This is a genomic window from Variovorax sp. P5_A3 (assembly GCF_056400665.1).
In genome coordinates this window covers 141,005-164,746 of record NZ_JBFUKW010000023.1, presented here as the reverse complement: position 1 = coordinate 164,746, position 23,742 = coordinate 141,005, and the positions used below count along the sequence as shown (strand labels likewise).

Sequence of the window (23,742 nt, the reverse complement as noted above, 5' to 3'; positions counted from 1 at the left end):
GGTCCGCTGGTGGCCGGAAGCAGCGCTCTCGGCATTACCCGCAGCGTGTTCCGAAGCATTTGGAGAGGAAGTAGCCGACAACCTTCCAGTCGCCGCCTTCCAATGAAAGAATGACCTTTTCCTCGGTCTCGATGTTGGCAAACGATGCTTCGTAAAACACGGCGAAGTAGCGTCCGCCCGCCGGCATCTTGGTGTCCGCTGGAACAGGTCCGGCAGCAACGGCGTTTCTGGATTTCAACGGACCAGCAGCGGTCCGAAGTCCGCGCATGCCGACGGCCCAAACGGTTGGGCCTGATAGAGCCTGGACGTGCTTACTGACCATAGGCCAAGCTTCCGAATACTTCCCGCTGTCGATAAGCGTGAGAAAGCTCTTAACAGCTGCTGGAGTGGTGGAAAGCTCAGCCTTAGAAAATTCCGGAGCCGCCGGCCCCTGAGCCATCGCCGGCAAAGAGATGAGGAACAAGCACGCCAGCCAAGGAATGCCGAGAAGTCGAAGCAACGTCATGCGCAGAGCTGAGGTGAGGGTGAAGAATGGTCGATTGTTGCCGGCGCTTCGGTCAGTGCGCACACGCTGACCATAGCCTCGTTGTGAGGCTGCCACGAAGGCCCGCTTTTGGCCGTCCGGCGACCTATGTCGTCTCGCGACTGCGGTACAGCGCCGCGTGCTCGCGCGTGTATTCCTGCAAGGGCCCGAGCTGGGCCGCTGCAGCGGTGAATTGTTCTCGAGGTTTGATGTACGCATACACGCTGCAGGGGGCCCTCCGGCCATCCTGCAGCGGCTCTACCTCGAGCATCACGCGACGGTATCCGTCTGCCTTCGTAACGCGCTCCAGCTCGTCCATGGCGACCAACGTCGCCTCGTCGACCTCAAACACCTGGCCGACGACTCGCTCACCTTCCCCCGCGGCATCGATAAGCCAAGGTGAGAACCGCTCGCCGACAAGGTACAGCGGATAGCGTTCGACTGTCACGAAGTCTCCCGCGACTCGCGCGCCCTTGTTGGTCGCGAAATTGGGGAACCCTTCCTTCAGCGTTCCGAAAACGAAGACAAGTTGCGACATGGAGCTTTACGCATCTGCCGGTTACAACCGCGAAGCCTACCGGAAAGTCCGGATTTGGCCGACTGTAGCCTGTTGGCCACCCGGCGCTCCGTGCCCTAAGCAGTCTTCCGAGCCGGCTGAGAGCGGTCGCTCGCCAACGCATCAGCCGGACGGCAGTTGCGAGCCGGAGTAGTAGGTTCCATGCGATTGACAATCACCCAGTGACGCTGTGGTCATCCCTTAACGTTCTCCCAGTTCCTCCGATCTATTTGACGCAGGCTGGCCGATGTTTGAGCTGGACTGCGATCACATCTGGGGAACAAATGAAAGTAGTGTTCAGCAACAACCATCTGGATCACAGGCGAGGTTTCGCGGTTGCAGCGCGCCAACGCAGTAGACGAAGGCCCAGGGCGCAAGTCTTCTTCGTCATCGAGATAGTGGTTGCCACCTGAGCATGGGACTGGCAATGCGCACCGGTGCCCATCCCTACCAACGCAAGGCGGATCCCCGGCGCCGTTTTGCAAGTATCCGCTCCTCGTCCGTTCAAGACGACCCGCATGGCCTCGCCTCAGTCATGGTCCACTACATCGAGCACCTGGGCATCAAGGGCTACACCGCCCTTGGGCGCTTTGGCGCGGAGCGGTACATCCGTGAGTTCATCGCCTGGGCCGACACTCGAGGCGTCACACATCCACAGCATGTCACCCGCGCGGTCCTTGAGGACTATCAGCGTTGGATCTTCCACTATCGCAAGAAGAATGGCGCGTCGCTTGCTCAGGCAAGCCAGCGCTCGAAGATCATCCCATTGCGTGGCTTCTTCAAGTGGCTTGCCCGTGAAGGGGAAATCTCGATCAATCCAGCGGCCGACTTGGATCTTCCGCGTCAAATCAAGCGACTTCCCCGTGCAGTCCTCTCCGCGGAAGAAGTGGAGCGCGTCATGGCCTGTATTGACCTTGGCAGCCCAATCGGAATTCGGGATAGGGCAATGCTTGAAGTGCTTTACGCGACTGGAATGCGCCGCATGGAGATTGTCGGCCTAGACATCGACGACGTGGACGCGGAGCGGCAGTTGGTGCTTATCCGCCAGGGCAAGGGGCAAAAAGACCGCTTGTGCCCACTGGGCGGTCGGGCCTTGAAGTGGCTGCAGTTGTACCTGGACAAGGCGCGCGACCAGCTATGTTGGGATCTTCGGGATCGCACCCTGTTCTTGGGCAATGAGGGACGTCGACTCTCACCGGTATGGCTGTCGACGTTAGTGACAGCGCGCGTCAAGGCCGCCGCAATCGAAAAGAAGGGTGGCTGCCATCTGTGGCGGCACACAGTAGCAACCCTGATGCTCGAGGGCGGCGCAGACATTCGATTCATCCAGGCACTTCTCGGGCACGCGGACATCAGCAGCACGCAGATCTATGCGCACGTGTCCATCCGGAAACTACAGCGAGTACACGCACAGTCACATCCCGGCCTGGCAAAAGAGCGAAGGCCAGACGATCATGACAACGACAACTGAGTAAAAGCAGCAGCGCTTGACTTGCTTCCAGGGGAGGGTTGCTAAACCTGGGCGATGCGTTTGGCAATGTCATCGGGGATGCGCTGGCAAGGGGCAGCGTTAGCGGTGGTGCCATGCCTGGGCCGGTGAGCGCCGATGAAAGGTCACGCATCGTCGGGTACTTCGCCGATGGGCCGGGCACAGGCAGCAATGCGGCGCTCGACTACTTCGCCGCCAATCCAGGCGGTGGCCTAAGCGAGGCAGATTATTGGAACACTCCTGCTCCGAGGGGTCAGCAGTACGTCGACACCTTCAGTGGCGAAAACGTCGCAGCGAAGAGCCAACTCCATGTCGATCTTGTGCCTGGCTCAGGCGACGCCGCATCTCGTGGAGCCCTGACGGACCGCATAAACACGATCGCGAAAACCACGGAGGATCTGAAGGCGCTGGCGGCTCAGATGGAGACCGAGCGCGCACTCAACAACATGTCGGACATGGCGGCGGCGTACAAGGCCAGTGGCATGACAGGGGCCACTGGCGACGCGACGGAGAGTCTCCCACTGAGCGGTGACCGCTGGTATCCGGAGGACATCGGTGGAACCATGGTGGGCGAGCGCATGACGGCAGCCGAAGCAGCAGCATTTGATGCGGCAAATGGCCTGGGCAAATCTCCTTCGGCGGCGGCTACCGGAACGATCACTCCGATCGGTCAAGTTGAGGGCTTCTTCACCTTCAATCCAGCTGGCCGATTTGCAAAAGGTGCAGCCGGCGCTGCGTACGACGCAGCGACAGTCTTGCCGCGGGCCGCTGTAGGCGTTGGCAACCTAGTACGTGATGCGGCGGGCTATGCCGGCAATGCACTGTTCCCGCAGCGGAGCGCGCTAACTGGCGAGACCGTTCCATATCAACCCACCAGCGGGCTGATTCAGAGTTTCCAGCGAAACGGTGTAGCGGGTACGGTGGGGGGCGGCATCGTGGGTGCAGTGCGTGGTGCGCCTGGAATCGGACTTGTTGAATCGCTCTACGCCCCCGATCGCGACTGGAGCAAGATAGGCGCGCAGGTCGTCAACTCGGGAGCGGTGGCGGTTGGCGCGACTGGGTTTCGGCGCGGTAGCGTCGATGAATTCGTGGGCCGGGTGCACGATGCTTTGAGACAAAATGCAGCCGCCGGTGAACTGGCTGATCTTCGAGCCATTGATCCCTCAGCCAAAGTCGGGTTAACGGGAAGTGCCGCTACAGGTCGCGTCGGAAATCCGAACAAGGCCACGTTTGGTCAACCGATCAATCCGGGGGCATTTGACTTGGATCTCTTCGTGCAAAGTGATACGTTGCTAGAACAGTTTGGCTCCAGATTGCGACCAGCACCCGCATTGAGACAAACCCTAGTACAACAGTATCCCGACCTGTTCGAAGGACTCAAACCAGGAAAGCAAGGTTTGACAATAAAATTCCGTCCTTTCGGCGACTCTCCGCCTGGATCTATTACTCTAACTGACTAAACTAGCAATGAATGACGCTCAAGTTTTGCTAAAAATGGAGCTGAACAAATTCATCGGCTCCGGGGATTCTCTTGGAATTCTGGAGCTAATTAGATCGCACCCGGAATTGATTTCCAAAGTTCCGCCAGGCGCAGTTGACTATCCCGATTTTCATCGGATAGTAGATATCAAGTTGAAGAATGACTGTTATCGCATATGCAGACAAATATCTGCCAACGAGTCACTGTTTTTGACGCGAATTGATGAAGCACTTGGTACGCCGGGAGTACCCTTGTGGCTTGAGGGCGAAAAACTGAAAGAGTGGGCTCAAAAGGAAGAAGAAGATCCGAGCGACGAGCCCACTGATTGGGAAAGCTACAGGTAGTGGTTAGCCCGGCCGCCAAGCGGCAACCTGCGTGATGCATTTGGCAATGTCATCGGGGACGCATTCGCCGGACCGCAGCAGTGGCCAGTACCCCTACTTCAAGGCGGGCAGAGTTGGCGGTCCCAGTGACCGCTTTCGGGCGGATTTGAGGTGATCCGTCGAATGACTGGTTGTGGCCAATTCTGTTGAAAAACCCACTGGAAATTTAACCCGTCTCGACTATGTTGGTTGCATCTAGCTGAGGAGTGCATCGACATGATGGGTCATCAAGGTGGCGTGCAAGACAAGCTCTTCTACTCATTCAACCTTGATGATCATGTTCCGCAAAGTCACCTGCTGAGGGGCATCGATCGGGTCTTTGATCTCAGCGATTTGCGCCACCATCTCGCGCCTTTCTATAGTCACACTGGGCGGCCATCGATCGATCCCGAATTGATGATGCGCATGCTGATCGTGGGCTACTGCTTTGGAATTCGCTCCGAGCGTCGGCTTTGCGAAGAGATCCATTTGAACCTGGCCTATCGATGGTTCTGTCGCCTTGGCCTGGAGGACGCTGTGCCCGACCATTCGACCTTCTCCAAGAATCGGCACGGGCGCTTCCGCGATAGCGACGCATTGCGGCAGGTCTTCGAGATCGTGCTGCTGCGCTGCATGAGCGAAGGTCTTGTACGCGGCGAAGGGTTTGCGGTGGACGCTAGCATCATCAAGGCGGACGCCAAACGCAGTCGGGGTGGCGTGGGAGCCGACACCAGTGAGTGGAGCCAGGGCGATGGTCCAAGCCGCGCTGTACGCGAATACCTTGCCGCCTTGGAAGAGAGCAATCCGACGGGCGACGATTCCGATGATCCGCCGGGACCCTCAACCTCCGGGAAGAACATCTCGCTGACCGACCCTGCAGCGCAATGGACGGCCGCTCCAGGCGGCCCCGCCTTCTACGCGTACTCAACCAACTACCTGATCGACTTGCAGGCAGGAATCATCGTGGATGTGGAGGCCACGCCCGCGCACCGCACATCCGAAGTGGAATCGACCAAGACGATGATCGATCGCGTTGAGAAGCGTTTCGGCATGAAGCCCCAGCGCCTGGTTGGCGACACGGCCTATGGAACAGGCCCGATGCTCGGGTGGATGGTCGAGGACAAGGGCATCGCGCCGCACGTACCCGTGTGGGACAGGAGCGAGCGCAAAGACGGCACGCTGTCGAGCAGTGAGTTCCGCTGGGATGAGCAAGCCAACGAATACCGCTGCCCGCAAGGCCACGCGCTCCTGAGCGATCGCCGCCAGTTCATCAAGCCGCGCATGCGTATCACCAAGGCCGGAACGATCCTCTACAGCGCCAGTCAGCATGACTGCGCCGCATGCCCGATGAAGCAACAGTGCTGTCCCAACGTGCCGAACCGAAAGATCACGCGCAGCGTGCATGAGCGATCACGGGATGTCGCCCGCAAGCTCGCCGACACGCCGCAGTACAAGCAGTCGCGGCGCGATCGAAAGAAAGTCGAGATGCTCTTTGCGCACCTCAAGCGCATTCTCAAACTCGATCGGCTGCGTCTACGAGGATTGAGCGGAGCACATGACGAATTCTTGTTAGCGGCAACCGCTCAGAACCTGAGACGCATGGCAAAGCGATTGATGCCAAGCGTACAAACAATGGAGCTCAAGACGGCGTGAAAGCACCGAAGGAACTTCGCGACAGAATCGATCCTGGTGACGAACTCGGAACCTAAAAGCTAGTGCGCGTCTCATGGGCGGCCCGGCGTTCGAGACGAGTTTTTCAACAGAATTGGCCGGTTAGGGCCGTTCATCAGGCCCGGCAAACAGCCGGATGCGCAAGGCGCTATCGGCAACGAAACTTGACCTCGGCTGAGGCGTAATTGCCAAAGGTACTAGCATCGTTCGACTTGTCCGATAACGGAACAACTTCCTTGCCTTGCTTGGCGCAAAACTCTCCAGCCTGCTTGTAGAGCCCAACCTTGACCGAGCCGCCCGACCAAGACATCCCATCCATGTCCGATGCCATATAGATGCCGTCCCCGATGGGGACGACGCCCGTTGGCGTACTGCATGCTGCCAAAGCAACGCAGGCTGCCATCGCAAACGTAAATCGCATTGGTTTCCCTCTCCGTCAAGTTGTAGGTGCGCGCGTAGTGTTGCATGCACAGACTGGCTGGGCCGTCCCGGTGAACGGCTGCTTTGGTTGATTGTTGGCCGCGAAGGGGTTGGTGCGCACACGCTCACAATGGCTTCGTTGTGAGCCGGCGACGAAGTTCCGGTTCTGGCCGTTACGCGAAGCGCTCGGCAATCGCCTGAAGCCGATTCGACCCCAGGATGCCCACGAGGATGTGTACCCCGAACGCTGCGAACACCGCGATACCTGCTGCCGACGCCCAATGCTCGCGTGGCAAAACAAACAAGAACGGAAGCGTAATGAGTTCGGCCAGGAGCATCACAGCCATCTGAATTCGGGCGGTCTTGCGCGCGCCCGACGCGTATTCGTTGTCCGGCTCCTTCTTGAGCAGCGATTGCAAGCCAAACAACGCTCCCCCGCCGACGAACACCTTGAAAACCACCGTCGGCACATTGAGGCCGAGCACGGCCAGGCCGACCAGGACGAGATACGCAAGGGGCATGCCCCAGACGGCATAGCGCGCAAGCCACTTGAGGCTTTGTGGCCGGGTTCGCAGGTTGGCTGGTGCTGCGGAATCTTGGGGCATGTGACGTGTGGACGTGAGAGGTCGGCGCCCGATTGTTATGTGCCGTCAGTAGGTGTGCACGCGCTTCAGAGTCAGCAGTTCCCAGATTTGCAGAAATCGTTGTGTGCGCGCCGCGAAGGTCGGCTCCGGGGCAAATTGAGCGCCATTGACGAACGGCTGGTCATGGCCGCGTCCTGCTCCCCCGTCTTACTCGGCCGTTTGCTCCGCGTCTGCGCGACGAACCCACGGCACACCAGGCCGCTCGCGCCAAGCCGACCAACCTAATGGCAGGTCGGAAAGCGCTAGCAGGCTTGCGTCGCGCTCGACCAACTCTTTTAGCCCTACGAGCATCGCTTCTGACATGTCGAACGCGTCGCCGGTAAGCATCTGCCACGACCCGTCGTCGGCGTCGTGCGACACCATCAGAATCGGCTTAGCGCCGTTCATGATTGAGTTCACGGTGAAGCAGGCAACGTTTGGTGCATCCTCGAAGGGCCACGAATCGTCAGAGCTAGGCATGTTCTTTTCGGTGAATGGGCGGGGAGCTGGCGTGATTGAGCGGCGATGTCGACCGTCCGCTCCTGGCCGAGGGTGTGTGGAAACTCCCTTGATGGTCGCCTATATTGAGCCAACCCGTCTTAGCGAGGTGGTGGCCCATGAAGAGATTCATCGAAGGCGAAGATCGACAGCAGGTGACGCTGCTGCCCGAATGTCTTGACGACTACATCGGTGAGGACAACCCCGTACGAGTCGTCGACGCCTTCGTCGAGGAACTGGATCTTTGTTCACTGGGCTTCGAGGGCGTTGAACCCGCAGCAACCGGTCGGCCTTCCTATCACCCGTCAGTCCTGCTGAAGCTCTACATCTACGGCTACCTGAACCGGATTCAGTCGAGCCGCCGCCTGGAGCGCGAAGCGCAGCGCAACGTCGAGCTGATGTGGCTCACTGGCCGGCTCGCGCCTGACTTCAAGACCATCGCAGACTTCCGTCATGACAACGCAGCGGGCATCCGCAACGTCTGCCGTCGCTTCATCGGTCTATGCCGCGATCTCAAACTGTTCTCTCACGCCATCGTGGCCATCGACGGCAGCAAGTTCAAAGCGGTCAACAGCCGTGATCGCAACTTCACCGCCGGCAAGATTGATGCGCGTCAGCGGCAGATCGAGCAGAGCATCCAGCGCTACCTCGACGCCCTGGAGACGGCCGACCGCACGCAGCCCCCGGAGGTCGAGGCCAAGACCGAGCGGCTGCAGGACAAGATCAAGAAGCTGCGCGAGCAGATGAAGCAGCTCGACGACACCAGGGAAGAGTTGAAGAAGGAACCCGACGGGCAACGCTCACTCACCGATCCCGATGCGCGCTCGATGAACTCGCAGGCCAAGGGCTCGGGCCTGGTGGGCTACAACTTGCAGGCGGCGGTTGACGCCAAGCACCACCTGGTCGTTGCACACGAGGTGACGAATGTCGGCAGTGACCGTGCGCAACTCAGCAAGATGGCACAGGCTGCGCGCGAGGCGATGGGCAAAACCAAGCTGCAAGCGCTCGCCGACCGTGGCTACTTCAATGGCACGGAGCTCAAGGCCTGTGAGGAAGCAGGCATCACGGCCTACGTTCCCAAGCCCATGACCTCAGGCGCCAAGGCCGAGGGCCGCTTCGACAAGAGCGACTTCATCTATATCGCCAAGGATGACGAGTACCGGTGCCCCGCAGGTGAACGGGCGATCTACAGGTTCAGCACGCTCGAGCGAAGTGGGCTCCAAGCGCGCCTCTACTGGACCAGTGCCTGCCCCTCATGCCCGATGAAAAAGCAGTGCACGACCGGCGACTATCGCCGCATCCGTCGATGGGAGCACGAGGATGTACTCGAACGCGTTCAGCAGCGCCTGGACCGCAAGCCTGTCGCGATGACGCTGAGAAGGTGCACCGTGGAACACGTGTTCGGCACGCTCAAACACTGGATGGGCTGGACGCACTTCCTGACGAGAAAACTTGAGCACGTGAACACCGAGATGAGCCTGCACGTGCTGGCTTACAACCTGAAGCGGGTGATCGCGATCCTCGATATTGCCGGAACGATGAAGGCAGTCAGGCTGGTGGGGGCGTGAGCCTCATTAACGGCCCTTCGCAGCTCGCGCAGCCACTCTCCACCAGATCACTTACGCGTTTGTGCGACGAGACTACTGGATGAATCGTTCGCGCCGATGACGACCACAACGCCGCGCGTTCGGCATACTCGCAAGTCAAAGCCGTTTCCACACGGACTCGGCCAGTAGCGGTCATTCCCAAGTGCTACTGAATCCGCAGCCAAAACCAGCCGGTCACTCGCGCCGCTCGATTCGCCGCGGAGGCTAGACAAGCTTGCCATCAAACTGCCCCACTACTGACCACTTCAGTGTTACATTGCGAATGTAACTAACTGTTCATTTGAGGGTCGGAGATGGATAGAAGAGAACTGTCGGCCCGCGCGGGCGGGAAAAGCCGTGCGCCAATCGGGCGTGCTCTTACGAGCAGTGCAGTGGCTTTGATGCTGGCTGCGTGCGGGGGCGGCGGGGGTGGAGGTGGAGGAGGCGCAGTCGTGCCGACCGCGATTCCAGCCACCAGCCCTGCAACGACTGCAGGTACTTCGTCTTCATCTGAAGTCTCTACGACAAGTTCGTCATCGGATTCTTCGTCGAACCCCTCGACAAATCCATCGACCAACCCCGTCGCGGCAACTTACTCGGTCAGCGGGTCAGTTGCAGGCCTCGTCGGCACGCTCGTACTTCAGAATGCCGGCGGCGAGAAGCTTGCGCTGACCGGCGATGGCGCCTTCCAGTTCGCCACCCGTGTTCCGAACGGCAATCCGTACTCGGTCTCCGTGGTCTCGCAACCGACATCTCAGACCTGCGCGGTAAACAATGGGTCGGGGAGTTCGGGCAACGATGTCAGAAGCGTTCGTGTCGTGTGCTCGACTCTTTCATACAGCGTGGGCGGCAATGTCGCAGGACTGCTGCGCGGCGCGCTCGTGCTGCGCAACAACGGCGAGACACTCACCATCACGGCGAATGGCTCATTTCGCTTTGCCTCGCAGGTGCCTGCCGGGTCGGCGTACTCGGTCGCCGTGCGGACCCAACCCGCGGGCCAGACCTGCTCTGTGAGCAATGCCGCAGGCAGTGTTGCTGCGGACGTGAATAGCATTGTGGTCACCTGCACCGAGAACGCGGCGTCTACCCCTCCCAGTGCTCCACAGGGAATTGCAGTCAACTATGGCGTCAAGTCGCTGACTTTCACTTGGGCTACAAGTCCGGGTGCGACGTACTACCAAATCCTTGATGATGCCCCACTTGGAAACTCCGCGTTTGCCCTGCGGGCAGATGACCTCTTGAACACGAGCTACCAGCTCGTCAACATCGACCTCGCGTCGCTCGCCAATCCTAATTTCGTTGTCAATGCTTGCAACGCGGCCGGTTGCACGAGGTCAGCGCCTGTGACGCCGGATATGGGCAAGGCCATCGGCTACTTCAAGGGGCTGAGTCCTTTTATCAATGGGCATGCGGGACAAGCCGTCGCTGTTTCCGGCGACGGCCGTTGGTTGGCCGTTGGCTCGCCGGGATTCATGAGCGAGACCGGAATCGTCTATGTTTTCGCTCGAGATGATTTCTCATGGCGTTTCCATGCGGCGCTACAGGGGTCGAACAGCGAGGCTGCCGACAAGTTCGGCACGTCACTTGCATTCTCAAAGGACGGCTCAGTATTGGCGATTGGAGCTGAAGGCGAAGCCGGGGCAAGTCAGGGCGGATGGGATGTGCCCGGCAATGACAACTTCACCCCCGGTGCTGGGGCCGTCTACGTCTTTCGAAACGGCGCCTCTGGTTGGCTCCAGGAGGCCTATCTCAAGAACTGGGGCACGGAATCAGCTAAATACTTCGGGCACTCCGTCGCCATTTCAGACGATGGCTCATTGATTGCTGCTGGCGCCCCTGGGGATGGCTTGGCATCAACCCCCTCTCGCGGTGGCGCTGTCACGGTCTATTTCAAGCAAGCCGGCCATTGGTGGGCGCTGAATCAAGCCGCGGCGCCAACTCACCAAGCCGGGTCGTCATTCGGATGGACTGTGGCCCTGTCGGGCGACGGAAGTACGTTGGCCGTAGGCGCAAGGACTGAATATCCCTCAGGCAGCGCTTCGACAGTGCGCACGTCCCCAGGGGCGGTGTATGTATTCAACCAGCCACGCGCGCTCTCCATGGCGCCCCCAGTACGACTCGCTCTTGAGTTGGATTACGCTGACTTTGGCTTTGCGTTGTCTCTATCGAAGGACGGAAAGACCCTCGCGGTTGGAGCTCCCGCGCAAACGAATGTCTTGACCGGCGACGGAGCCGCTTACGTCTTTGCGAAGCAGGGCGATTCATCGTGGACCCGAGAGGCCTTCGTGAAGCCTGATTCGCCTTCTTACGAAGGAGGCTTTGGCTACTCTGTGGCGCTGTCGAGAGACGGCTCCGTACTGGCAATCGGCTCTCCCGGCGACTACTCCACGGGAAGCGGTATCAGCACCCCTGCGCCGGGCGCGAGTGGGTATGTTTCGGGGGGCGTCCAGGAATACCGACGGGACGCAGGCGGATGGACAAAGACTGCTTTCATCAAAGCACCGAATCCGGACCCCTTGGACAGGTTCGGGTGGGCTGTAAGCATGTCCGATGACGGAGCTACGCTTGCCGTGGGCTCGTTTGCGGAAAGCAGCAGCGCGACGGGTATCGATGGTGACAGGGAGGACAACAGCGTGACCGGGGCGGGAGCGGCGTACTTGTATTAGCGCTCGCCTGGGCCAACTTCTAGGAGGACGCATTGTGGTTTCCTTCTGAGACGTCGAAGGACGCCACTTCACTGTAGGGAGCATGCTTTGACGCCCAGTCCCACTGCGGGTCGGGTTCAAACGACAGGCTGAAGTCGGCCAGAAGCGGCCGGTCGGCTTCGCCGCAGAATTCGTGAGATAGCGGACGCCCGTGGCGCGCGAAGGATTGGTTCGCAGCCTTGCCGTTTAATTGTGGGCATCGCCCACGGTTTTGCGGACACCTGGTCGACAGCCTCCCCAGCGATACTCCGCTCTTGGTTTTGTTCTCCATCCGAACTCAGGATTTCCGGCTTGACACACCAACAAGACGAGCTGATCGCTCTCCTCGACGACGTGAAGACGCTTGAACGCGAGCACGGTTTGGACGCGAGCTTCAACTTTTTCGATGCCGTGGACATGGGCAGGAGCGAGATCAAGCACACGCGCTTCCTTGCGCACATGCTGCGTCCATCCGGCCCGCACGGGCTCGGAGACGCCTTCTTGCGGGCATTTCTCGATGACGTGATGAAGTTCGCTCGCGATGCGCCGATCTCGCGCCTCGAGCTGCTGCTGGCAGACATCTCGCAAGCAGAGGTCTACGCCGAGCGAGACCATTTCGACATCACCATTTGGCTGCCCGCCCAAGAGCTGCTCGTTGTCGTCGAGAACAAGATCGGAGCCAAACAAAGCGACGGCCAGCTTAAAAAGTACCGGGAGAAGGTCAAGCAGCTCTATCCCGAGCAGCACTTTCTGGGCGTTTTTCTCACCGTCAACGGATACGAAGGCGCGGACGACAGCTGGATCTGCATCAGCTACGAACATGTCTATGCGCAACTGCAAACGCTGCAGGCCGACCCGACATTCACGGCCATGCCTGACGTGCGAATGGCGCTCAAGCACTACTGCCAACTCCTGAGGAATGAGGTCATCGTGGATCCCAACCTAGTTGCCGCCTGCAAGGCTCTCTACATCAGACACCGCGCGGCCATCGAAGCAGTAATCACCCACGGCCGCACCTCACCGATACAAGAAGGTGCGCGCCGGTTTCTTCTGAACCACCCCGAACTGATGCCGACGGCCTCAAGAGGAAGTTCGAACCGGGTCGATCTTCTTGTCAAGGACCTGGAGGAGCTCCCAGGCTTCGCGCTCGCCGCGCCCGGTTGGGGAGGCGCATCCCCGGTTCACCTCTGGTACGAATGGCAACAGGAGAAGCGGCTGCGGATGTACCTCGAGATCGGCCCCCTGCTGCCTAAGTATGCGGAAACAGGATTGCGCGCGGACGTCGTGAAACGGGTGAGAAGCGCTTTTCGCTCTGACGTCAATGCGGCTATCAGCCCAACCTACACGCGCATCTGGCGCAAGGACGAGAAGCTTGAAGAGGCCGACGTCGATTCAGTAGTCGACGCCATGGAGGTTTTGTGGAAGGCGTTTGTGGTTGCCGGTGGCGTGCCGGCCATTGTTGATGCGGTCACTCCGTGCCTTTCATTGACCTCATGACGTGCGTCAGAAGCCATCCGAGCCGCTTTCGGCTGCGGACGCATGAATAATTGCCAAAGACCACACGTTCCACAGAGCCTGATGAAAGCCATCCTTGCGATTCCTTGCGGTAGTTCCAGCCATCGCTGAAGCAACTTGTGTCCTGATTGGGGTCAGGCTTGTGCGGTTGCTTTCCTTTGGAAGATGGCGCGGCGAAGCACTGAACGGCAATGAGGCTCGCATCCATGCCGCAGGAGCGCTAACTTTCGTTCTGGATGGAAGGCGAGTTGTCACGGTCGCCGGGCTCACCTTGGTTGGCATGGCCTTCTACGGGTCGCTCCTGGCGGCGGTCTTCTGGATAGCGACTCGGCCAACAGAAGCGGCCCGCTCAACATTGGGTCGGAAACCGCGGGGAAGCGGACGTTGAATTGCCAAGTGCGATTCGCACAATTCAGGTCGATGACGCCGTGCGCCAGCTACAGGACGGGCATCGAAAGTGCGCATTTCTATCCTGCCGGAGTTTCTTTATTCCATCCTCCGACTTCACACTAACTTCCCACGGGTTGGCCAAAATTCCGCATCCCATTTGAAAAGCACGCATGCGCGACGATAAAAAAATGACCATAGCGATACATCGAATCCGGTGCCTCGCTTCCCTTGTTTTTGCCGGTGCCTGGCTAGTTTCAGCCGCGGCAGCCAACGCGATGCCTCAATGTCCGCCGACATCCGGCAAGGCGGCCAACGCAGTGATTTGTGCGGATCCCTCGCTTTCCGGCCTGGACCTGTCGCTGGATTTGGCGGAGTCGCGCCTGCGTCTGTCTCGGAAAGATGCTGCGGCGCTAGCCGCCGATCATCGTCAGTGGCGGAGAAAGACGCGCGACGTCTGCAAGACGCCCTACTGCCTACTGCAGGTTTACCAGGCTCGCATCGAGGCGATCGAGGCACGAGTGCGCGTGACTGATGCACGGCGGGCGGCCTCGATCGAAAAGAGCCTCGCCCTGCAGAGGGTGAATGAAGCGCCTCTGACCAACGAGGAGGCGCAGAGAGTCTGTCGCGAGCTTGCTGCGTTGGCCGATGGCAAGGCCCTCGGCGATCTCGCTGTTCCGGCGATGCCAGCGGGGGACGTTTCCGATGAAGAGTGGGACCGCTTGCGGACCGGGGACGCTCCGCATCAGTACGGGGCCGCCACCAGCTATAGGCTGCGGCTCACATCGGACCCGGCCTCCACGCGTTTCGCACAATTTGCGACGGGAGGCTCGTGCCCCTCCTTGGAGGTGTTTGGGGTCCAACGGCTCTTGGACTCGAATGGCAAGGATGAAGGAATCGACGAGGTGCCCGATCCGAACGAGCAGATCCGCTGGAGCTATTGGGACGGAGGCGACTATCCTATCTTTCACCGCAACCGAAACTTCATGGTCACCACCAGCCTCAGCGATCCAAACAAGCTGTACATGGTCTCGTGGATCAAGCCCGACGGAAGAGTTCGGCGCCTTTGCCTGCTCTCTCCAAAGATCGACCGCTTGGAGGTGAGAAAGGCAGCGGAGCCGGCTGTGTGCAACGCCATCGCGCGACAAACGATCAATCCGATCAAGGGGAGCGACATCACGCAGCAATTGCCTTTCAATTCATTGCCCAGCCGCAGGGATGAATTCGAGGCGCGGTACGGCGAGTATGCCGATTCATTGACGTTGCTCCGCGTGGACATTGACGGCTCGGGCAAGCCGAAGGAACTGGGCCTCTTCAAATACGCCTCGGCCTCGGGCTGCGGCTCAGAGCCCCAATGGCTGCGAGTGCTTTCCCAGGACCATGGCCAGAGCGTGAAGGGGCCGTTGAATACCAGGCTTCAAGAGCTCGGCAACACCATCGAGAATATCTACAAGGTGAACGGCCGCTATTACATCCGGCGTACGCAAGGTATCACCATCGAGGCCACAAGGGTCCAGCGTGGGGGAAACCGGCAAGCCTGCGAATTCGAGGAACGGACAAGCACGAGTGTCGATCAGTTCTTCGATGTGGGGCTCTGAGGTTCAGGCGGCGTCTTCGTCATGCCTTTCGCCTGAGTCTTGGGAATAGCGGCGAACGACCGCTTCAGAGCGGAGTGGATGTCTCTTGTGGGCCCATCTGCGACCTTCGCGCCTCGCGGGGGAACTTCAGCAATCAGTCTTCACCTGCAGTAGCTTGCGGACGCGCGATCGACAAGTCAGGTGCTGGCATACTGTCCAAGTCACGTCGGCAACGGCGTAATCGGGTTTGGAAGCCCGCAGCATTAATTACGGCGGAAGCCGCAGTTGCCAATCGGCCTGCGGCTTCGTCGCTCGTGCCTCTTTTTTGGCGGTTCGAGCGGGAGGGCGCGAGCCCTGCCGGTTTTTGCCGTAGTGAATGCCCGGTCTTCCAACCCGTTCGAGCCGCCGCCTTCGTTTGGAAGCGGGTGCGTCGGTTTAGGCAAACCGCATTCACTAGGGAGGCCCAAGAAATGGCCAAGTCAGCCCGTGCGCTCGCGCGTGCATCCAGCAATTCAAGGATCGACAGGCGCAGGACTTTCGATGGGACGAGGCCAAAGGCCACGCTGCAAGCGCCTGAGCGCGAGGCCTGAAGCCAACCATGCAACCAACACGCGCCTTCGCCGCACTGCAAGAGGCATATCACGCCGCTGCCTGCGTCCGCTGCCTACTCATCCATGTGGAACACGTGCCCACCACCCACCGCCATTTCACACGCACCGAACTGAACGCCCTGCACGCGCTCATCGACTCGGAAGTTCAACGCCGCTTGCGCATCGCCCGCAGGTCCATCGGAAAGCCGGGAGCCCGCTGACCCCCAACCTCAAGCGACCAACGCCAGCGCCCCGTAGTCGCCCACCGTGTCGCCCAGGCCGGCGGGTATCAGCACGGCGCCGCGCGTCAATGCGACAAGCTTGCCGTCGATCTGCGCCTGCAGGCGCGGCAACAGGAAATCGCGGTTGTTCCAGAACACGCTGCCACCCAGGCTGATGCGTTCCAAGTCCAGCGTCGCGATCAGGTTGTAGAGCATGCGCCCCATGACGCGGCACAAGCCGTCCGCCGTGGCAATGGCTTGTGCATCGCCGCTCACGGCCGCCGCGAACAGGTCGCGCGCGGATTGCCCGAAGCGCCGCGCGATCGCGTTGCCTGCGCTCAGGCCCTCGACATCGCCAAAGTTGCCGCAGCCGCACAGCGCATTGCTGTCGTCGTCGGCGACGAAGCTGTGTCCCGCGTGGCCGGCGTTGCCGTTCTTGCCGTGGAGGACCGAACCGTCCACGCACAGGCCGACGCCGATGCCGGTGCTCCAGGTGACGTAGGCGCAATGGCTCACGCCCTGCAGGGCGCCCCAGCGCCGCTCGGCCTCGAGCGCGGCGACGGCATCGTTCTCGACGCGCACATGCCCGAAGCGGCGGCGAAGCGGAGCCTCGAGCAGCGCGGTCATCCACTGGTTGGGCAGCCCGCGCGCGGGGCCGGCAATGCCGCCGCAGATGTTCGGCGTCGCCAGCTCGACCATGCCGTCGCGCAATTCGAAGGGGCCCGCCGACGAAACGCCGACGCGGTCGATGTCGACGACGTCGAAGCCCTGCTCCGCACAGGCCTCTTCGATCAGCCGGATGATCTGCACGGCCACCGCATCGTTGTTGCCGGTCTTGGCGGTGGGTTCGCTGCGGCGGCCGATCAGCGGCGGGACACCCGTCGCGGACAGGCTCACGGCCACCTTGGTTCCGCCGAGGTCGACGCAAGCTTTCATCGATTCAGATCCATCGTGCAATCAATGCCGCGATCATGCTGAGCACGACGGTGCTCGCGATCGGCAGCTGCCACTCGCGCCCGAAGGCGCGGAACTCGAAATCGCCGGGCAGCCGCCCGAAGCCGAAGCGGCGCAGCCAGGCGGTGAGCCCGCTCATCAGCACCAGCGCCAGGACAACGACGATCAGCCAGCGAATCATGGGTGCAGTTTAGGCCGCAAGCAGGGCCAGCGCCTGTCGGTGAAGTTCGGGCGTTGCGGCGGCGACCACGCGCCCATCCGACTGCAGGCCGAGCGGACGGCCCTCCCAATCGGTAACGACACCGCCCGCCGCCTCGATGAGGCCGGTCGGGCCGAGGTAGTCGTAGGGCTGCAGGCCGGTCTCGACGACCAGGTCGATGGTGCCGCCGGCCAGTTGCGCGTAGCCGTAGCAGTCGCCGCCGAACCGGCGCATCGCGCACTGGCGGCTCAGGCGGTCGAAGGCCTGCCAGTCGGCCGCGTTGAAGATGTCGGGCGAGGTCGTGACGATGCGGGCCTCGGCAATCGCCTTGCAATCCCGCACGCGAACGGGGTGTCCGTTGCGCTGCGCGCCGATGCCCGCCTGGCCGATCCAGCGCTCGCCGAGCACTGGCATGTCGACCATGCCCAGTTCGACACGGCCGCCGCGCACCAGGGCGATCAGCGTGCCCCACAGCGGCGAGCCGGTGATGAAGCTTCGGGTGCCGTCGATGGGGTCGAGCACCCAGACGCGCTCGGCGTCGACACGCACCTGGCCATGCTCCTCGCCGAAGATGCCGTCGGACGGACGTTCGGCACCGAGGATGTCGCGCATCGCCGTCTCCGCGGCGCGGTCGGCCTGAGTGACCGGGCTTTCGTCGGCCTTGGCGATGATGTCGAGCGGGGTGCGGAAGAGGCGCAGCGAATGCGCCGCAGCGGCGCCAGCCAATGCGTGGGCGACGCGCAGGTCTTCTTCAGGAGAAAAGTTCGGGCTCATGAGGGCCGATTAGACCCCAGCCGATCCCAGCCGCCCATCGACCTTCCCGGCGGAAAGTCAGAAAGGCACGTCCCCTTCGACAGTGGTGCGATAGAGCCTGCGGCGCAGTTCGTCGGGCGTGCCGGCCGCCAGGTGCATCAGCGAGCGGTTGTCCCAGAACACCAGGTCATGCGCCGCCCAGTGGTGGCGGTACACGAACTCGGGCTTCACGCTGTGCGCGAACAACTCGGCCAGCAGCGCGTCGCTCTCATCCTGCGGCAGGCCGACGATGCGCGTCGTGAAATGCTCGCTGACGAAGAGCGCCTTGCGACCGGTCTCCGGGTGCGTACGGACCACGGGCTGGACGGCGGGCGCCACCTGGTCGATTTGCGCCTGCGAGAGCTTGGGGCGCCACGGGTTCTTCGCGCGCAACTCTTCGTACTTGGCGAGGTAACTGTGTTCGGCCTTGAGCGGCAGGATGCGCTTCTGCAAATCGGGGCTGAGCGCCTCCCACGCGAGATGCTGGTCTGCGAAGAGCGTGTCGCCGCCTTCGCTGGGCAGTTCCTGCGCATGCAGCAGCGAGCCGAGACTGGGCTTCGGCTTGTACGAGATGTCGGAATGCCAGTACACGCCCGCGTCACCCAGCCCGATGGGCTCGCCGTTTTCCTTGATGTTGGAGACGATCAGGATCTCTGGATGCCCCTTGAGGTGGAACTGGTGGAGCACGTGGATCTCCAGCGGACCGAAGCGGCGGCTGAAAGCGATGTGATCCGCGGGCGAGACTTGCTGGTCGCGGAACACGATCACGTGATGGTCGAGATGTGCGCGGTGGATGCGCGTGAAATCGGCGTCGTTGATTGGCCTGGAGATATCGAGTCCGACGATCTCGGCGCCGACTGGCGCATCGAATGGGCGAACTTCGAAATTCTGCGGCGGCGCGTTGCGCGTGCTGGCTTCGGGAGAGAGAGTAGCTGTCATGTCAATCCATCGTGGCGCCGCGCATCGGGGCGGGTCCTCGCCCGCGCGGCGAAGCAGTCACTTTAGGACTCGCCCGGTCGAACTCAAAGGAAATGATTGTTCATAGCTTATGCACGCCTCACAGCGTGTGCGTGCGGTCGCCTTCGGCGAATCCGATCGCGTCCCAGTGCGGGCCGGCTGCGAAGCCGATCACCTTGAACAGTTCCCCCATCTCGTGTTCGTGAATCAGCCGCGCCGCCAGCGTGCGCTCGGCCAGCGTGGCCTGCTCCATCAGAGGCAGGATGCCGGCGTTGAGCAGGAACCTCGCCTGGCTGCAGTAGCCCAGCACTTCGAGGCCGGCGTTCTGGCCGGCGAGGGCCAAGCCAGTGAAGTTCACGTGCGCGGTGATGTCCTTCGCGCCCACATCCGCCAGCGGATCGGGGTCGGCCTGGTGGCCGCGATGGCACATGACCGTGCCCATGTGGCGCTGCGGGTGGTAGTACTCGGCCTCGGGAAAGCCGTAGTCGATGAAGAAGGCCGCGCCCTGTTTCAGGCGGTCGGCCAGGGTGGCGATGAAGGCCTCGGCCTGAGGGTGGATCTCGGTCAGGTAGTCGTGAGCGCCCTGCACTTCCAAGGGTGGACGCAGGTCGGTGGTGCGGTCCTCCCATGCAAAGCCATCGTCTTGCCGGACCACGCCGCGCTCGAACCATCGGCCCTGGCTGCGCACCAGCAGTTGCACCGGCATCGCATCGAGTACCTCGTTACCGACCACCACGCCGTGCATGGTTTCGGGAAGTTCGGCGAGCCATTCGACCTTGCCGGCGTGCTTACCCAGGGTCTGCTGCTGGCGCTCGCGCAGCGTGCCGGAGAGATCGACGATAAGGTAGCGTGTCACGCGATCGTCGAGCGCATCGAGCAGTTGGAGGGCCAGCGCGCCGGAGCCGGCACCGAACTCCCAGATCTCGCTCGTCCCGGTCTTTTCCAGCGCTTCCGCTACCTGAATGGCCAGCGTGCGGCCGAAAATCGGCGTGAGTTCGGGCGCGGTCACGAAGTCGCTGCCGGAGGACGGCATCTGCCCGAACTTGCGGCTCGTGTTGGCGTAGTAGCCCAGTCCCGGTGCGTAGAGAGCCAATGCCATGAAGCGGTCGAATGGCAGCCAGCCACCGGCGCGCTGCAACGCGGCATCGATAATCCGGGTCAAAGGGGTGGCGCGCTCGGCGCCTTGCTCCAGGTTCATTTGCAGGAAATCTATCAGGATGGCTGAATCAACCCCACGCCACGGCGTGCTCGTGACCGGCGGCGGCCAGCGGCTCGGTGCCGCTGTCTGCGAGGCCTTCGCGCGCGCGGGCTGGCGGGTGTGGTGCCAGTACCGCGACTCGCGGGTACAGGCGCAGGCATTGTGCGCGCGGCTGCGCGACGAAGGCCATGACGCCACGGCAGTCGAAGCGGACATCGGTTCCGAGGACCAGCGGCGCGCGCTGGTCGAGCAAATTTCGGCAGAAGGTCCGCTGGCGTGCATCGTCAACAATGCGTCCGCCTTCGAGCCCGACACGGGGCTCGACTTCGAAGCCGACGCGGCGATGCGCCAGATCGGCGTGAACCTGATAGCGCCGCTTTCCTTTGCGCGGCTGCTCGCCAGATCAGCCACTGCGGGCGACGGCATCGATCGGTCGACCATCCACGTGCTCGACCAGAAGGTCTACAACCTCAACCCCGACTATTTCTCCTACACCGTGTCCAAGCTGGCCCTGGAGCGCGCCGTCGCACTGCAGGCCCAGTCCCTGGCGCCGACAGTGCGCGTCTGCGGCGTGGCGCCGGGCATCCTCTTCAGGAGCGGGCCGCAGACCGCGGACAATTTCGAGAAGGCCTCGCGCGCGAACCTGATGCGCCGGCCGACCGACCCGGCCGATGTCGCCAGGACCTGCGTCTTCCTCGCCGGCACGCCCAGCGTGACCGGCACCACCCTCTGCGTCGACAACGGCCAGCACCTGGTGCCGCTGCCGCGCGACATCATGTTCGTCGTCGACGACCTGCTGAAAGCTTCCTCCCCATGACCACTGCCGCCCTCGACCCCCTGCTGCTCTCATGCCGGCGCGTATTCCTGCGCGATTACGAGGTGTGGATCAACATCGGCGTGCATGAATTCGAGAAGCGCGCCGAGCAGCGCGTGATCATCAACGTCGATCTCTACGTGCCGCTCGACGTCTCGACACCGAAGTCGGACGAGCTCGACGAGGTGGTGGACTACGACTTCATCCGCCGCACCGTCGCCACGCGCCTGAGCAAGGGCCACATCCACTTGCAGGAAACGCTGTGCGACGACATCCTCACGCAGGTGCTGGCGCATCCCAAAGTGCAGGCCGCGCGCGTGTCGACCGCCAAACCCGACGTCTACCCCGACTGTGATGCCGTAGGCGTCGAAGTATTTCGGAGCAAGTAAATGAGTGCCGTATGGATCGACGAGACGCCCTCGTCCACCGACAACCTGAAGATCGAACGCGAGACGCACAAGCTCGAGAAGCGGCTGTGCCGCGAAGTAGGCCGCGCGATCGTCGACTACAACATGATCGAGGAAGGCGACAAGGTCATGGTGTGCGTCTCGGGCGGCAAGGACAGTTATGCGCTGCTCGACATCCTGCTCAAGCTCCGGGCCCGCGCGCCGATCCACTTCGACATCGTGGCGGTCAATCTCGACCAGAAGCAGCCTGGCTTTCCCGAGGACGTGCTGCCGGGCTACCTGAGCGCCCTGGGGGTGCCTTTCCACATCGAGGAACAGGACACGTATTCGATCGTCAAGCGCGTCATTCCCGAGGGCAAGACCACCTGCGGCCTGTGCAGCCGCTTGCGACGCGGCATCCTGTACCGCGTGGCGGACGAACTCGGCGCCACCAAGGTCGCGCTGGGCCATCACCGCGACGACATGCTGCAGACCTTCTTCCTGAACATGTTCTTCGCGGCCAAGCTCAAGTCGATGCCCCCCAAGCTGGTGAGCGACGACGGCAAGCACATCGTCATCCGCCCGCTCGCCTACGTGGCCGAGAAGGACCTGATCCGCTGGGCGCAGCACCGCGCGTTCCCCATCATCCCGTGCACGCTGTGCGGCAGCCAGGAGAACCTGCAACGCAAGCAGGTCGGCGAGATGCTGCGCGAGTGGGACCGCAAGTTCCCGGGCCGCATCGAGAACATGTTCAACGCGCTGCAGAACGTCGTGCCCTCGCACCTGCTCGACGGAACGTCGTTTGACTTCAAGGGTCTGAAGGCGACGGGCGTCGCGGACGCCGACGGGGACAAGGCCTTCGACGCGCCCGAATTCCCGACGGCAGCTTCGCCGCTCCGGATCGTGCAACTCTGACACCATGAATCGCCTGCTCGCGGCCCTGCTGCTTGTCGCCAGCCTCACCGGCTGCGCGACCCGCTGGGTGGTGGACAGCGATGTACGGACCTTCTCGAAGATCGAGACGGTGCCGACCGGATCGACGTTCCGCTTCGAGCGCCTGCCTTCACAGCAATACGACGAGGCGGCCCAGCAGCGACTGGAAGCGATGGCCGTGCCGGCGCTCGAAGGCGCGGGCCTGCGCCGGGACGACACCGAAGCCCAATTCAGCGCGCTGATCGGCGCCCGCGTGACCACGGAGCTGTCGCCCTGGGCCGATCCGTGGTTCTATGGTGGGCCGTGGGGCCCCGGGTGGGGCCCGGGATGGGGCCCTGGCCCCCGGTTCGGCGGATGGGGCTATGGTCCCGGCTGGTACGGCCGCGGCTGGTATGGCGCAGGCGGATGGTGGGGTCCCGCTTTCCCGCCCCCGTCGCCCTGGTACGCACGAGAAGTCAGCGTCGTGCTGCGCGAGCTGCCGTCCAACCGCGTCGTCTACGAAACCCATGCGCGCAATGACGGACCCTACACCGCGAGCGACGCGGTCCTGCCCGTGATGTTCCAGGCTGCCCTCCAGGGCTTTCCCAACCCGCCGGAGGGCGAACGGCGCGTCAACATCGAGATCCCGACGGCCAGGAATTGAGGATTAGGGGTTCACCCTAGAATCCTTGCGGATGGAGCCCACCCGACTCATCGCCGTCCGTCACGGAGAGACCGCCTGGAACGCCGACAGCCGCCTCCAGGGCCAACTCGACATCGCGCTCAACGAGACGGGCTTGTGGCAGGCCCGGCGCGTCGCGCAGGCGCTCGAGGAGGAGCCCATCACGGCCATCTATGCCAGCGACCTCGCCCGGGCATGGCAGACCGCCCAGGCGATCTCGCAGGCGCACGGCATCGAGGTCACCGCCGACACGGGACTGCGCGAACGGGCCTTCGGGCTCTTCGAAGGCCGCACTTTCGCCGAGATCGACGCCGAGTTGCCGGAGCAGGCGCGCCTCTGGCGCACCCGTGACCCGGAATTCATGCCTGAAGGCGGGGAGTCCCTGCTCACTTTCCGTGAACGCGTGACGGGCACGGCGGCCCGGCTGGCAGCGCGGCACCCCGGTGAACTCGTGGTCATGGTCGCCCATGGTGGCGTCATGGACGTACTCTACCGTGCTGCCACGCGCCAGGAACTGCAGGCGCCGCGTACCTGGGACCTGGGCAACGCGGCGATCAACAGGCTGCTGTGGACGCCGCAAGGATTCACGCTGGTGGGTTGGGCCGACACCGCCCATCTTCTTGGCGACGGAACGCTGGACGAAGCGACCGTCTGAGCCTTTTTTCA

22 protein-coding genes are annotated in these 23,742 nt (G+C 62.1%); 13 read left to right on the top strand and 9 right to left on the bottom strand.

The features are described 5' to 3' along the window. Positions 1-34 precede the first annotated feature (34 nt). Positions 35-601 carry a DUF4019 domain-containing protein gene (locus tag AC1D3B_RS27920; protein ID WP_478193918.1) on the bottom strand — a complete coding sequence of 189 codons (567 nt, stop codon included), beginning with the start codon at positions 599-601 and terminating at the stop codon, positions 35-37. A 28-nt stretch (positions 602-629) separates the two neighbouring features. Then, complete coding sequence (locus tag AC1D3B_RS27915; RefSeq protein ID WP_478193917.1) at positions 630-1,061, bottom strand: gamma-glutamylcyclotransferase family protein; 432 nt, start codon at positions 1,059-1,061, stop codon at positions 630-632. Between the two features lie 445 nt (positions 1,062-1,506). On the opposite strand from AC1D3B_RS27915, the gene xerC reads away from it, so the two are divergent. From xerC to AC1D3B_RS27895, 4 genes are all read left to right on the top strand, one after another. Next, entirely contained in the window at positions 1,507-2,550 is a 1,044-nt protein-coding gene (gene xerC / locus AC1D3B_RS27910; protein WP_478193916.1) for a site-specific tyrosine recombinase XerC, read from the top strand. 38 nt (positions 2,551-2,588) lie between these two features. Then, complete coding sequence (locus AC1D3B_RS27905) at positions 2,589-4,028, top strand: hypothetical protein (RefSeq protein WP_478193915.1); 1,440 nt, start codon at positions 2,589-2,591, stop codon at positions 4,026-4,028. A 7-nt stretch (positions 4,029-4,035) separates the two neighbouring features. Beyond that, complete coding sequence (locus AC1D3B_RS27900; protein WP_478193914.1) at positions 4,036-4,392, top strand: hypothetical protein; 357 nt, start codon at positions 4,036-4,038, stop codon at positions 4,390-4,392. A 255-nt stretch (positions 4,393-4,647) separates the two neighbouring features. Then, a complete protein-coding gene (locus tag AC1D3B_RS27895; protein ID WP_478193913.1) occupies positions 4,648-6,063 on the top strand; it encodes an IS1182 family transposase in 1,416 nt (471 codons plus the stop codon). Positions 6,064-6,674: 611 nt separating this feature from the next. On the opposite strand, the gene AC1D3B_RS27890 is transcribed toward AC1D3B_RS27895, so the two are convergent. Both AC1D3B_RS27890 and AC1D3B_RS27885 read right to left on the bottom strand, forming a co-directional pair. Next, the gene (locus AC1D3B_RS27890) at positions 6,675-7,022 is read right to left on the bottom strand and encodes a hypothetical protein (protein WP_478193912.1); all 348 of its coding nucleotides are present in this window, start codon (positions 7,020-7,022) and stop codon (positions 6,675-6,677) included. A gap of 270 nt (positions 7,023-7,292) precedes the next feature. Beyond that, positions 7,293-7,604: a hypothetical protein gene (locus tag AC1D3B_RS27885; protein WP_478193911.1), complete on the bottom strand. Its 312-nt coding sequence runs from the start codon at positions 7,602-7,604 to the stop codon at positions 7,293-7,295. A gap of 137 nt (positions 7,605-7,741) precedes the next feature. Between AC1D3B_RS27885 and AC1D3B_RS27880 the strand changes: the two genes are divergently transcribed. The 4 genes from AC1D3B_RS27880 (at position 7,742) to AC1D3B_RS27865 (ending at position 15,392) form a co-directional block, all read left to right on the top strand. Then, positions 7,742-9,190 carry an IS1182 family transposase gene (locus tag AC1D3B_RS27880; protein ID WP_478193910.1) on the top strand — a complete coding sequence of 483 codons (1,449 nt, stop codon included), beginning with the start codon at positions 7,742-7,744 and terminating at the stop codon, positions 9,188-9,190. A 470-nt stretch (positions 9,191-9,660) separates the two neighbouring features. Next, positions 9,661-11,874 (top strand): hypothetical protein, encoded by a 2,214-nt coding sequence (locus tag AC1D3B_RS27875; RefSeq protein ID WP_478193909.1) that lies wholly within the window; start codon positions 9,661-9,663, stop codon positions 11,872-11,874. A gap of 330 nt (positions 11,875-12,204) precedes the next feature. Further along, positions 12,205-13,389: a PDDEXK-like family protein gene (locus AC1D3B_RS27870; RefSeq protein WP_478193908.1), complete on the top strand. Its 1,185-nt coding sequence runs from the start codon at positions 12,205-12,207 to the stop codon at positions 13,387-13,389. A gap of 578 nt (positions 13,390-13,967) precedes the next feature. Next, positions 13,968-15,392 carry a lysozyme inhibitor LprI family protein gene (locus tag AC1D3B_RS27865; RefSeq protein WP_478193907.1) on the top strand — a complete coding sequence of 475 codons (1,425 nt, stop codon included), beginning with the start codon at positions 13,968-13,970 and terminating at the stop codon, positions 15,390-15,392. Between the two features lie 799 nt (positions 15,393-16,191). Here AC1D3B_RS27865 and AC1D3B_RS27860 read toward each other — a convergent pair. The 5 genes from AC1D3B_RS27860 to AC1D3B_RS27840 form a co-directional block, all read right to left on the bottom strand. Beyond that, positions 16,192-17,118 carry an ROK family protein gene (locus AC1D3B_RS27860; protein ID WP_478193906.1) on the bottom strand — a complete coding sequence of 309 codons (927 nt, stop codon included), beginning with the start codon at positions 17,116-17,118 and terminating at the stop codon, positions 16,192-16,194. Positions 17,119-17,122: 4 nt separating this feature from the next. Next, positions 17,123-17,317 (bottom strand): DUF2905 domain-containing protein, encoded by a 195-nt coding sequence (locus tag AC1D3B_RS27855; protein WP_028251900.1) that lies wholly within the window; start codon positions 17,315-17,317, stop codon positions 17,123-17,125. 9 nt (positions 17,318-17,326) lie between these two features. Further along, positions 17,327-18,109 (bottom strand): histidinol-phosphatase, encoded by a 783-nt coding sequence (gene hisN / locus AC1D3B_RS27850; protein ID WP_478193905.1) that lies wholly within the window; start codon positions 18,107-18,109, stop codon positions 17,327-17,329. A 57-nt stretch (positions 18,110-18,166) separates the two neighbouring features. Then, the gene (locus AC1D3B_RS27845; RefSeq protein ID WP_478193904.1) at positions 18,167-19,066 is read right to left on the bottom strand and encodes a TauD/TfdA dioxygenase family protein; all 900 of its coding nucleotides are present in this window, start codon (positions 19,064-19,066) and stop codon (positions 18,167-18,169) included. Between the two features lie 118 nt (positions 19,067-19,184). Beyond that, the gene (locus AC1D3B_RS27840; RefSeq protein ID WP_478193903.1) at positions 19,185-20,282 is read right to left on the bottom strand and encodes a class I SAM-dependent methyltransferase; all 1,098 of its coding nucleotides are present in this window, start codon (positions 20,280-20,282) and stop codon (positions 19,185-19,187) included. Positions 20,283-20,301: 19 nt separating this feature from the next. Here AC1D3B_RS27840 and AC1D3B_RS27835 point away from each other — a divergent pair, with 19 nt between their 5' ends. From AC1D3B_RS27835 to AC1D3B_RS27815, 5 genes are read left to right on the top strand one after another with little or no spacing between them, the layout of a single operon-like run. Further along, the gene (locus AC1D3B_RS27835; protein ID WP_478193902.1) at positions 20,302-21,099 is read left to right on the top strand and encodes an SDR family oxidoreductase; all 798 of its coding nucleotides are present in this window, start codon (positions 20,302-20,304) and stop codon (positions 21,097-21,099) included. Beyond that, the gene (locus tag AC1D3B_RS27830) at positions 21,096-21,485 is read left to right on the top strand and encodes a dihydroneopterin aldolase (protein WP_126837247.1); all 390 of its coding nucleotides are present in this window, start codon (positions 21,096-21,098) and stop codon (positions 21,483-21,485) included. Before AC1D3B_RS27835 ends, AC1D3B_RS27830 begins: the two co-directional genes overlap by 4 nt. Continuing rightward, a complete protein-coding gene (ttcA, locus tag AC1D3B_RS27825; protein ID WP_478193901.1) occupies positions 21,486-22,397 on the top strand; it encodes a tRNA 2-thiocytidine(32) synthetase TtcA in 912 nt (303 codons plus the stop codon). Positions 22,398-22,401: 4 nt separating this feature from the next. Then, a complete protein-coding gene (locus AC1D3B_RS27820; protein WP_478193900.1) occupies positions 22,402-23,058 on the top strand; it encodes a DUF4136 domain-containing protein in 657 nt (218 codons plus the stop codon). 31 nt (positions 23,059-23,089) lie between these two features. After that, positions 23,090-23,731 carry a histidine phosphatase family protein gene (locus AC1D3B_RS27815; protein WP_478193899.1) on the top strand — a complete coding sequence of 214 codons (642 nt, stop codon included), beginning with the start codon at positions 23,090-23,092 and terminating at the stop codon, positions 23,729-23,731. Positions 23,732-23,742: the final 11 nt, after the last annotated feature.

Coding starts and splice junctions, on each gene's coding strand:
- AC1D3B_RS27915 (WP_478193917.1), bottom strand. CDS start 1,061: ATGTCGCAACTTGTCTTCGTTTTCGGAACGCTGAAGGAAGGGTTCCCC.
- xerC (WP_478193916.1), top strand. CDS start 1,507: ATGCGCACCGGTGCCCATCCCTACCAACGCAAGGCGGATCCCCGGCGC.
- AC1D3B_RS27900 (WP_478193914.1), top strand. CDS start 4,036: ATGAATGACGCTCAAGTTTTGCTAAAAATGGAGCTGAACAAATTCATC.
- AC1D3B_RS27895 (WP_478193913.1), top strand. CDS start 4,648: ATGATGGGTCATCAAGGTGGCGTGCAAGACAAGCTCTTCTACTCATTC.
- AC1D3B_RS27890 (WP_478193912.1), bottom strand. CDS start 7,022: ATGCCCCTTGCGTATCTCGTCCTGGTCGGCCTGGCCGTGCTCGGCCTC.
- AC1D3B_RS27885 (WP_478193911.1), bottom strand. CDS start 7,604: ATGCCTAGCTCTGACGATTCGTGGCCCTTCGAGGATGCACCAAACGTT.
- AC1D3B_RS27880 (WP_478193910.1), top strand. CDS start 7,742: ATGAAGAGATTCATCGAAGGCGAAGATCGACAGCAGGTGACGCTGCTG.
- AC1D3B_RS27865 (WP_478193907.1), top strand. CDS start 13,968: ATGCGCGACGATAAAAAAATGACCATAGCGATACATCGAATCCGGTGC.
- AC1D3B_RS27860 (WP_478193906.1), bottom strand. CDS start 17,118: ATGAAAGCTTGCGTCGACCTCGGCGGAACCAAGGTGGCCGTGAGCCTG.
- AC1D3B_RS27855 (WP_028251900.1), bottom strand. CDS start 17,317: ATGATTCGCTGGCTGATCGTCGTTGTCCTGGCGCTGGTGCTGATGAGC.
- hisN (WP_478193905.1), bottom strand. CDS start 18,109: ATGAGCCCGAACTTTTCTCCTGAAGAAGACCTGCGCGTCGCCCACGCA.
- AC1D3B_RS27845 (WP_478193904.1), bottom strand. CDS start 19,066: ATGACAGCTACTCTCTCTCCCGAAGCCAGCACGCGCAACGCGCCGCCG.
- AC1D3B_RS27840 (WP_478193903.1), bottom strand. CDS start 20,282: ATGAACCTGGAGCAAGGCGCCGAGCGCGCCACCCCTTTGACCCGGATT.
- AC1D3B_RS27835 (WP_478193902.1), top strand. CDS start 20,302: ATGGCTGAATCAACCCCACGCCACGGCGTGCTCGTGACCGGCGGCGGC.
- AC1D3B_RS27830 (WP_126837247.1), top strand. CDS start 21,096: ATGACCACTGCCGCCCTCGACCCCCTGCTGCTCTCATGCCGGCGCGTA.
- ttcA (WP_478193901.1), top strand. CDS start 21,486: ATGAGTGCCGTATGGATCGACGAGACGCCCTCGTCCACCGACAACCTG.
- AC1D3B_RS27820 (WP_478193900.1), top strand. CDS start 22,402: ATGAATCGCCTGCTCGCGGCCCTGCTGCTTGTCGCCAGCCTCACCGGC.
- AC1D3B_RS27815 (WP_478193899.1), top strand. CDS start 23,090: ATGGAGCCCACCCGACTCATCGCCGTCCGTCACGGAGAGACCGCCTGG.